The sequence below is a fragment of the Sandarakinorhabdus sp. genome (assembly GCF_031422795.1).
Lineage (GTDB): Bacteria > Pseudomonadota > Alphaproteobacteria > Sphingomonadales > Sphingomonadaceae > Sandarakinorhabdus.
Genome location: NZ_JANPML010000291.1, coordinates 1 through 1,568, shown reverse-complemented (window position 1 = coordinate 1,568; position 1,568 = coordinate 1). Strand labels below are relative to the sequence as shown.

Genomic DNA, 1,568 nt, shown 5'->3' with positions numbered 1-1,568 from the left:
CTTGTTCGGCGATCGCATCATCGGCAGCGATCTGCGGCTGACCGTGCGCCACCCGGCGCTGCTGGATGCGGTGGACGTGGTGATGGCCGGGCAAGTCGCCGAAGACCGCGAGTTGACCGGCCTGGGTACGGGCAATCGCAGTTTCCGCCTGCGCGTCGTGGGCGATAGCGCGGATGGGGGCGCAGAAGGCGGCGAAGATGGCGCTGTGCGCTGCCTGGTGCTGCTGGACGACATCACCCAATCGAAGGTGACCGAGCGGATGCGGGTCGATTTTGTCGCCAACGCCAGCCACGAATTGCGCACGCCGCTGGCCACGCTGGCCGGCTTCATCGAAACGCTGCAGGGCCCGGCCGCCGAAGATGAACCGGCACGGCAGCGGTTCCTGACCATCATGGCCACTGAAGCCGATCGCATGCGCCGCCTGATCGATGATCTGATGAGCCTGTCGCGCATCGAGCTGGACAAGTTCGTGCGTCCCACCCAGCCGCTCGACCTTAAGGGCCTGGTGGCCGAAGTGGGCAGCACGCTGGCCATGCGGCTGGAAGCCGACAGCCGCGCCCTGCTGATCGACGAGCCCAACGAGCTGCCGCGCGTGATCGCCGATCGTGATCAGGTGCTGCAGGTGCTGTATAATCTGATTTCCAACGCGCTGAAATATGGCCGCAGCGGCTCGCCGATCCGGGTCAGCCTGGCCATTATCGCTTCGTCGCCGGGCGGCAGCGTGCGGGTGAGCGTGGCCGATGAAGGCGATGGCATCGCGCCCGAACATCTGCCGCGGCTGACCGAGCGTTTCTATCGGGTGGATTCGCAGCGCAGCCGCACACTGGGCGGCACCGGGCTGGGGCTGGCCATCGTGAAGCATATCGTGGAACGGCATCGCGGCCGGCTCGAAATCGACAGCCGGTTGGCCGAAGGCACAAGGGTTTCCTTTTCCTTGCCCATTGCTTGAGACTGGGCCTGAAATCATCCACAGGCTGCGTAATAAATATGTCATCAAATCGTCATATGGGCCACATCCGACGGTCATAAAGGCCGACACAGAGGGGCAGAAGGTTTGGACGGCGAATCGCCTGGCCATGGCCCCAAGAGGATGGATTTCTTGCCGCCAGTCCGCGCGTCTGCTGCTTACGGTCTCGGCCTGGTTGCCATCTTGGCGGCCGGGCTTGCGGCTTGTTCGGGCGGCAGCCGCACGCAGATCCGCATTGTCGGCTCGTCCACCGTTTATCCCTTCACCACCGCCGTGGCCGAACAGTTCAAGCGCAAGTGGACGGAATTTCCCGCCCCGATCGTGGAATCGACCGGCACTGGCGGCGGTATCAAATTGATGTGTGCCGGCCTTGGCGCGCAATTCCCCGATGCCGCCAATGCGTCCCGGCGCATCAAGAAAAGCGAAGTGGACGATTGCGCCAAGCATGGCGTGAAGGGCTTGATCGAATTGCAGGTGGGCATTGATGGCCTGGTCATCGCCCAGTCCCGCGAAGCCAATTTTCCGTCGCTTACCGAACGTGATGTCTATCTGGCGCTGGCCGCCAATCCGTTTGGCAAGGGCCCCAACACCGCCCGCACCT

General features: G+C 63.6%; 2 protein-coding genes. Both read left to right on the top strand.

Going from position 1 to position 1,568, the window contains the following annotated elements; genetic code table 11:
* Positions 1 to 949, top strand: a 949-nt coding sequence (locus RMO81_RS10510; RefSeq protein ID WP_310475808.1) for an ATP-binding protein, incomplete at its 5' end; no start/stop codon positions are given.
* A 141-nt stretch (positions 950 to 1,090) separates the two neighbouring features.
* The coding region (locus tag RMO81_RS10505) for a substrate-binding domain-containing protein (RefSeq protein WP_310475807.1) at positions 1,091 to 1,568 on the top strand (478 nt) is incomplete at its 3' end.